This is a genomic window from Actinophytocola sp., assembly GCF_050699935.1.
Lineage (GTDB): Bacteria > Actinomycetota > Actinomycetes > Mycobacteriales > Pseudonocardiaceae > Actinophytocola.
Window position 1 is genome coordinate 1 of record NZ_JBOHGB010000227.1, and the last position, 7,310, is coordinate 7,310.

Sequence of the window (7,310 nt, forward strand, 5' to 3'; positions counted from 1 at the left end):
AGCGAGTCCAGCAGCGCCACCAGGTCCTCGCCCAGCTCGTCGAGCGTGTACGGCCCGTCCGGTGCGGGCGAGCGGCCGTGCCCGCGCTGGTCGTATCGCACCACCCGGAAGCCCGCCGCCGTCAACGGCTCCACCTCCGGCTCCCACATCCGCAGGTCGGTCCCGAGCGCGCCGCCCAGCACGACCACTGGGCCGTCCTCGGGACCCGCCGCCTCGTGATGCAGCTCCACGGTCATAGGTGTTCTCTTCTCCGTTCGTACGCCGCCAGCGCGCGGGACACGAACTCGTCCGCAGCGCCGAGATAGCCCGCCGGGTCCAGCAGCTCCACCGCCTTCGCCCGGTCCAGGCCGAGTGTCGGGTGCGCGGCGAGCGCCGAGGCCAGGTCGCCGCCGGCCCGCACGCACTCGGCGACCGCGTCGTGCGCGGCCAGCCGGCCGACCGTGGGCGCCAGCGCCGTGGTCACCCGCTCGGCCAGCAGCGCGCCGCCGGTGAGGTCCATATTGGACCGCATGCGCTCCGGGTCCGGCCGCAGCCGGGACAGGCTCTCCCGCAGCCACCACACGGCCGATCCCGTACAACGCAGCAGCTCGCGCAGCGGTCGCCACTCGGCATGCCACGCGCCGGCCGCCCGCTGGAGCTCCTGCGCCATGGCCGCCAGCAGCGTCGACACCAGGCCGGGTGCCTGCGCCGCCGCCGCGCGCGCGGAAACGGCCGCCACCGGGTTGCGCTTGTGCGGCATGGTCGACGATCCGCCGACTCCGGCTCCGGCGGCCTCGCTCACCTCGCCGACCTCGGTCTGCGCCAGCAGCACCACGTCCCCGGCGATCTTCGCCACGCTCCCGCACACCCGGCCGAGCGCCCCGGCCAGCTCCGCGACCGCGCCACGATCCGTGTGCCACGGGAGATCCACATCGGACAGGCCGAGCCGGCGGGCGAACGCCGACGCCACGGCCGGGCCGTCGGTGCCCAGCGAGGCCAGCGTGCCCACCGCGCCACCCAGCTGCGCCGGCAGCGGCACCGAGCCCAGGGCGGAGCCGGCGGCCGATAGCGCGACGAGCCACCCGGCGGCGACGAACCCGAACGTCGTCGGCAGGGCCTGCTGCAGCAACGTCCGTCCCACCTGGACGGTCTGCCGGTGCGTGACGGCCACCGTGGCCAGCGTGTCGCGGCACGCGTGCACGTCCGCCAGCACCGACTCGACCGCGCCGCGCGCGACCAGCATCGAGGCGGTGTCCACGATGTCCTGGCTCGTCGCTCCCATGTGGACGAACCGGGCGGCATCGCCGCCGACCTCCGCGGTGAGCGCGCGGGCCAGCGGTGCGGCGGGGTTTCCCGAGCCGGCGGCGGCCCTGGCCAGCTCGGCGAGGTCGTAGCGCGACGCCACGCACGCCGCCGCGATCTCCTCGGCGGCCCGCGCGGGCACGAGGCCCACGTCGGCCTGCGCCCGGGCGAGTGCGGCCTCGGCGTCGAGCATCGCCTGCAGCCACGCCGGGTCCGCCACCAGCTCGCGCACCGGGCCGGCCGAGAGGACCTCGTCGAAGAGCATCAGTCGAACAGGTCGGACTCGGCGATGCCGGGCGGGGCGCCGACCCGGACGAACCACTCCGTGCCGAACGCCCGCGCGAACATCTCGTCCGGCATGGCGAGGAAGAAGGACTCGTCGGCGATCTGGCTCGCGTGCGCGCGCATCGCCTGCCGCTTGTACGTCACGTACGCCGACACGTCCACGGCCGTCGTGAGCAACGCCTCCGGAGTGCCGAAGTCCTCACCGACCTCCGGCGCGTCGACGTCCGGCTGGGGGTCCGGGTCGGCGTACTCCGCGCGGCCGCGCATGATCTGGTCCCGGTTCATCGTCGCCTCGTAGACCCGCGGCGTGCCGGCCAGCTCGGCCGCCCGCATGCCGACCCGGTGCACCTGGATGTGGTCGGGATGCCCGTAGTTGCCGTGGTCGTCGTACACCGTCAGCACGTCGGCGTTCTCCTCGCGGAGGATCGCCGCGAGCCGCCCGGCCGCCTGCTCGACGTCCGCGGTCCAGAACGAGCCCGGCGCGGCGTTGGTCGGCTCGCCCATCATCCCCGAGTCGGTGTAGCCCAGGAACTCCACGCGCCCCGCGCCCAGGATGGCGGCCGCCTCGTGGGTCTCCTTCACCCGGCGCTGCCACAGCTCCTCGTCGTCGCCGAGGAAGCCGTCCGGCACCTCGCCCAGCTCACCGCGCGTCGCCACCACCAGCACCACGCGATGGCCCTGATCGTGCGCCTTGCGCATCACCCCACCGCAGACGATGCACTCGTCGTCCGGGTGGGCGTGGAACGTCACCATCGTCGCCATGTCCGCGAACCTACGCGAACCGGGGGCCGCGGGCCGCCGGCGCCTGCCAGGATGCGTCCGTGACCGTAGAGATCGTCTACTGCGAGGGCTGGGACCCCGCGACCGGCTCGATCGTGGGCCCGCTGCCCGAGGCGACGGCGCGTGAGCGGGACGAGGCCGGTGAGCAGTACGCCGTTGTGCTCACCGACGAGCGCCCGCTGGTGCTGGTCGAGATCAGCTGGGCGGCCCACCACGCCACCGTGTGGTTCTTCGACGAGCGGGGCCGCCGCGACCGCAGGCTCACCTTCCGCCGCTGGCCGGACGAGCGGCTGGTGCTGCTCGCCGCCCAGCAGTGGGCCTACGAGCCGGACAGCGCCGAGTTCCGCGCCGGCGAGCCGGAGTGGCGCACGCCGTACTGGCGGGCGACCTACGAGCCGGACGGCACGCGCAGCGTCTCCACCGGCGACTGGACCGGGTCGGGCCTGGAGGTGCCGACCATCCACCCGGTGCCGGACTTCGGCCGGTGGGGCATGGTGACCGGGCTGCACGACGCGGTCACCCGGCCCGACCCGGCGCCCGAGGACGCGGAGGCACCCGCCGAGCCGCCCTGGCGGCCGCCGATGCCGCTTCGGCCGCGACAGCTCGACGAGACGTTCGAGAAGGACGCCCGCTTCGAGCTCGACGACGGCGCCGTCGTGACGGTGGAGCTGTCCGCGGGCGGGCGGCTGCGGATGCCGAGCGGCCGGCTGCTCGTCGGCGACCCGGACCCGTGGCTGCACGAGGTGGCGCCGTTCGTGGACACGGTGGCGCCCGGCGAGTACCCGCTGCAGCTGTCGGTGGTCCGGTTCGCGGACGCGCCCGACCACACCCGGGTCGCCGCGTGCGCGCTGTGGGTGTCCGACCGGCCGACGGCGTCGTGGAACAACGCGTGGCGCGAGGGCGAGCACCCGTTGCTGCTCGGCGACGGCGAGTTCTTCGGCGTCGGCGTGGACGCCGGGCGGGTGGCGCTGGTCGACGCGGCGGTGGCGGCGGCGTTCGAGGACACGATCGAGGACGCCTACGAGGAGATGTCCGGCCGGGCGCACGAGCTGACCGAGCCCTCGGGAGCCAACCTGATCACGGTCGAGTCCGGCTGGGGCGATGGCTCCTACCCGGTGTGGGTCGGGCGGGACGCCGAGGACCAGCCCACCTGCTTCGTGGTGGACTTCCTGGTGCTGGCCGCGGCGACGCCGCTGGACTGACCCCTGGACTGACCTCGCTCGCCAGCGCCTCGTCGGGGGTCGGGTGGGCCGTCTCGGTGGCGCGGCTCGGCAGCGTCTCCGGCGCGGGCAGCCAGACGATCGCCGCGACCAGTGCCAGCACGCCGGTCACCGCGAACGCGGCGGTGTAGGACACCCCGTCGGCGAGCAGGCCGGCGGCGACCGGGCCGATGACCGCGCCGATGTCGGCCGACATCTGGAACGCGGCGAGCACCGGGCCGCCGCGGGCCTTCTGGCCCACGACGTCGGCCACGACGGCCTGCTGCGGCGGGGTGAGCATGCCGGAGCCGAGGCCGGACACGACGGTCGCGGCGAGGAACAGCGGGACCGACTCGGTGAAGCCGACCCAGATCGTGCCGCCGCCGGCGACCAGCAGGCCGAGTACGATCATGGGCTTGCGGCCGATGGTGTCCGCGAGCTTGCCGGACGCCAGCAGCATCACGACGTTGCCGGCGGCGAACACGGCGAGCGCGGTGCCGGCGAACGCGCCGTCGCGGTGCAGGACCTCCTCGACGAACAGCGGCACGAGCGACACGCGCACGCCGAACACGGCCCAGCCGTTGGCGAAGCTGGAGGCCAGGGCGGCGGTGTAGGCGCGGTGCCGCAGCGCCGTGCGCAGCGAGAACGTGGGTGCGTCGTCGTCGGTGACCGGGGCGGCGAGCGTCGAGTGGCGCAGGAACCACCACACGATGGCGACCGCGATGAACAGCATGCCGGCGTACACCAGGAACGGCGCGCGCAGGGAGATCGTCAGCAGGCCGCCGCCCAGCAGCGGGCCGGTGACGTTGCCGAGGAGGAAGCCGGTGCCCCACAGGCCCGACGCGCGGCCCCGCATCGGCGGCGGCGTGACCCGGATTAGGAGCGCGACCGCGGAGACGGTGAACATGGTGGAGCCGATGCCGCCCACCGAGCGGAAGATCAGCAGCTGCCAGTAGTCGGCGGCGAAGGCGCACGCGCCGGTGGTGACCGCGACGATCGAGATGCCGGTGAGGTAGACGCGGCGCTCGCCGAGCGCGGTGACCAGCCGCCCGCTGGCCGGGGCGAACACGAGCCGGGCGACGGCGAAGGCGCTGATCACGATGGACGCGGCGGTCACGCTGACGTTGAAGCTGCGTGCGAAGGTCGGCAGCGCGGGCGCGACGAGCCCGAAGCCCGCCGCGATCACGAAGTTGGCGGCGACGAGGACCCACACCTCGTGGGGTAACCGGGTGGACCCCTCCACGTCGGCCACCCGCGATCACCGTCCCCACGTCGTCATACCGGTGTCCGACCGGTGTCCTACCGGCCCGCTGAGCCACAACCACGGGACCGGCCCGTGCATTCCGTGGCGGGGACCGACGGTCGCACGCGCCGCTCGCGGGCCGGTGGGAGTCCGGTCGGGAACGCGGGAACGGCACCCGGCCGGGGTGGCCCGGCCGGGTGCCGTTCGGGTGCGTTCGTCCGTTACGGGGTGGCGACCGTCGCGGCGGCGTCGACGATCCCGGCGCCGCAGCCGCCCGTGCACTCGCCCGGCAGGGCCCGGGCGTTCTCCTTGAGGGCGGCCTCGACCTCGTCCGGGGCGAGCGCGCGCTCACCCAGCATGAGCGCCACCAGACCGGCCACGTGCGGCGCGGCCATGCTGGTGCCCATGTAGGTGTCGTAGGTCTCGCCGTCCTGCGTCGTGGCGCCGCTGTTCAGCGTGGAGAGGATGCCGTCCTCCGGCGTGGTCCGCGAACCCGGCGGGTCGGTCTCCCGGCGCACCTCGCCGCCCGGCGCGGTGACGTCGATCTTCTCGCCGAAGTTGGAGTAGAACGTGCGGTTGCCGGCGCGGTCGTTCGCGGCGACCGAGACCACATTCCTGCAGTTGGCCGGGGTGAAGCCGGAGACGTCGGCGTTGGAGTTGCCGGCCGCGACGACGACCGTGGTGCCGCGGGACACCGCGCCCCTGATCGCCTTCTGGAACGTGCCGCCGCAGTTCGGGCTGGCCCCGCCGAGGCTCAGGTTGATCACCTGCGCCGGGTTGGGGTTGTCCGGGATCGTGCGCACCTTGCCGCCGGAGGCCCAGGTGATCGCGTCCGCGATGTCGGACGTGGAGCCACCGCACGTGCCGAGCACGCGCACGGGAAGGATCTTGGCGCCGCGGGCCACACCGGCGATCCCGTCGGCGTTGTCGGTCGCCGCGGCGATGGTGCCGGCCACGTGCGAGCCGTGCCAGCTCGAGTCGGCCGGCTCCGGGCTGCCGCACTGCCCGGCCTCGATCCAGTCGCCCTCGTCGTTGGCGTCGGCGTCGCGCCCGTCGCCGTCGCGCGCGTTGGTGGCGTCGCTGATGAAGTCGTATCCCGGCAGCACGTTGGCGTCGAGGTCGCTGTGCGGCGTGATCCCGGTGTCGATCACGGCGACCGTCACGCCCGCGCCGTCCGCGGTGTCCCACGCGTCCGGGGCGTTCATGCCACCGGTCGGCTCGAACAGGTCCCACTGCTCGCCGAAGCGCGGGTCGTTCGGCGTGGACTGCTTGGTGAGTACCAGGTCCGGCTCGACGGCGGCGACGCCCGGCTGCTGGGCCAGGGTCCGCATGAACCGCTGCGCGCCGGCCTGGTCGAGCCGCTGCGGGGCCCGCACGACCACGCCGCCGGTGGCTAACTCACGCAGCTGGCTGGCTCCTTGCACGGAAAGCCGGTGTGACGTGGCCGTGCTGTCGAAGGTGACGATGAACTGGTCGTGGGTCGCGCCGGCGCTGGCTTCGGCGCCGGCGGTGTCCTCCTGCGCGGATGCGGTCAGAACGGGTATGGCGGCACCGGCCGCCACCAGTCCCAACGTGGCGAGTGACGCGATGTAGCGCTTCTTCATACAGGGATGTCCTCTCGTGCTCAGCTGTGTGCGCACACCCTTGAGAAGAGGGGACAAACCCGAACGAGTGACGTTTGCACCGGCACAGGACGACTTCCCCAGTTGCCAGATGGCGGCCCGCCGGGGAGGCGTCGTCGCGTGGCGGGAACCTCAGCCGACGTCGCGGCGCCGGAACGCCGACAGGCCGATCACCAGCAGGACCGCCGCGATCGCGGTGAGCATGATCAGCGGGGTCGCGGACAGCTCGCCGCCGGGCAGCTTGGGCGAGTGGGTGAACGGCGACAGGTCCGTCAGCCACTCCGGCAGGTTCAGCACCGAGCCGAGCTGACCGAGCACCAGGAACACCATCAGCGCGCTCCAGCCGACCATGATCAGCCCCGGCGCCAGGCCGAACACCGCCACCGTGATGCCGGTCAGCACCCACACCGCCGGCAGCTGCGCCAGCGCCGCCACGAGCACCCGGCCGACCTCGCCCAGGTCGCCGCTCGCCGCGCCGTGGGCGAGGCCCGCGCACAGGCCGACCGTCGCCAGCAGCGCCGCCGTGCCCGCCAGCGCGACCGTCACGTGCGACATCGCCCAGCGCAGCCGGCTGATCCGGGTGGCCAGGATCGGCTCGAGCCGACCGACGGTCTCCTCCGACCGCAGCCGCAGCACCGCCGAGATGCCGTACGCGGACACGATCAGGCCGAGGATCGACATCTCCGCGGACAGGAACGCGTCGGTGAGCCCCCGCTCGCCGCCCAGCCGCATGATCATCTCGCGTGCCTCCGGCGTGTCGATGAGGTCGCCGATCTGCGAGGCGATGCTGCCCAGCACCAGGCCGCCCAGCGCGACACCGACCAGCCAGCCGGTCAGCGCGCCGCGGTGCAGGCGGACCGCGAGCGCGAGCGGCGAGCGCAGCCGCGCGGACGCGACCGC

5 protein-coding genes and 2 pseudogenes are annotated in these 7,310 nt (G+C 74.0%); 1 reads left to right on the forward strand and 6 read right to left on the reverse strand.

Annotated elements, in window-relative coordinates:
* The 3 genes from ACRDTB_RS36340 to ACRDTB_RS36350 form a co-directional block, all read right to left on the reverse strand.
* The coding region (locus ACRDTB_RS36340; RefSeq protein ID WP_431436789.1) for an alpha/beta fold hydrolase at positions 1-236 on the reverse strand (236 nt) is incomplete at its 3' end.
* The gene (gene pcaB / locus ACRDTB_RS36345; protein ID WP_431436790.1) at positions 233-1,546 is read right to left on the reverse strand and encodes a 3-carboxy-cis,cis-muconate cycloisomerase; all 1,314 of its coding nucleotides are present in this window, start codon (positions 1,544-1,546) and stop codon (positions 233-235) included. The genes ACRDTB_RS36340 and pcaB, both read right to left, overlap by 4 nt.
* The gene (locus ACRDTB_RS36350; RefSeq protein ID WP_431436792.1) at positions 1,546-2,328 is read right to left on the reverse strand and encodes a PIG-L family deacetylase; all 783 of its coding nucleotides are present in this window, start codon (positions 2,326-2,328) and stop codon (positions 1,546-1,548) included. Before ACRDTB_RS36350 ends, pcaB begins: the two co-directional genes overlap by 1 nt.
* Positions 2,329-3,038: 710 nt before the next feature.
* Between ACRDTB_RS36350 and ACRDTB_RS36355 the strand changes: the two are divergent.
* Positions 3,039-3,449 (forward strand): annotated as a pseudogene (locus ACRDTB_RS36355) (DUF4241 domain-containing protein); the annotation flags it as partial.
* Here the strand turns inward: ACRDTB_RS36355 and ACRDTB_RS36360 are convergent.
* The 3 genes and pseudogenes from ACRDTB_RS36360 to ACRDTB_RS36370 form a co-directional block, all read right to left on the reverse strand.
* The gene (locus ACRDTB_RS36360; RefSeq protein WP_431436793.1) at positions 3,424-4,797 is read right to left on the reverse strand and encodes an MFS transporter; all 1,374 of its coding nucleotides are present in this window, start codon (positions 4,795-4,797) and stop codon (positions 3,424-3,426) included. The pseudogene ACRDTB_RS36355 and the gene ACRDTB_RS36360 overlap by 26 nt on opposite strands.
* A 212-nt stretch (positions 4,798-5,009) precedes the next feature.
* Positions 5,010-6,392 (reverse strand): S8 family peptidase, encoded by a 1,383-nt coding sequence (locus tag ACRDTB_RS36365; RefSeq protein ID WP_431436794.1) that lies wholly within the window; start codon positions 6,390-6,392, stop codon positions 5,010-5,012.
* Between the two features lie 150 nt (positions 6,393-6,542).
* Positions 6,543-7,310, reverse strand: a pseudogene (locus ACRDTB_RS36370) (ABC transporter permease); the annotation flags it as partial.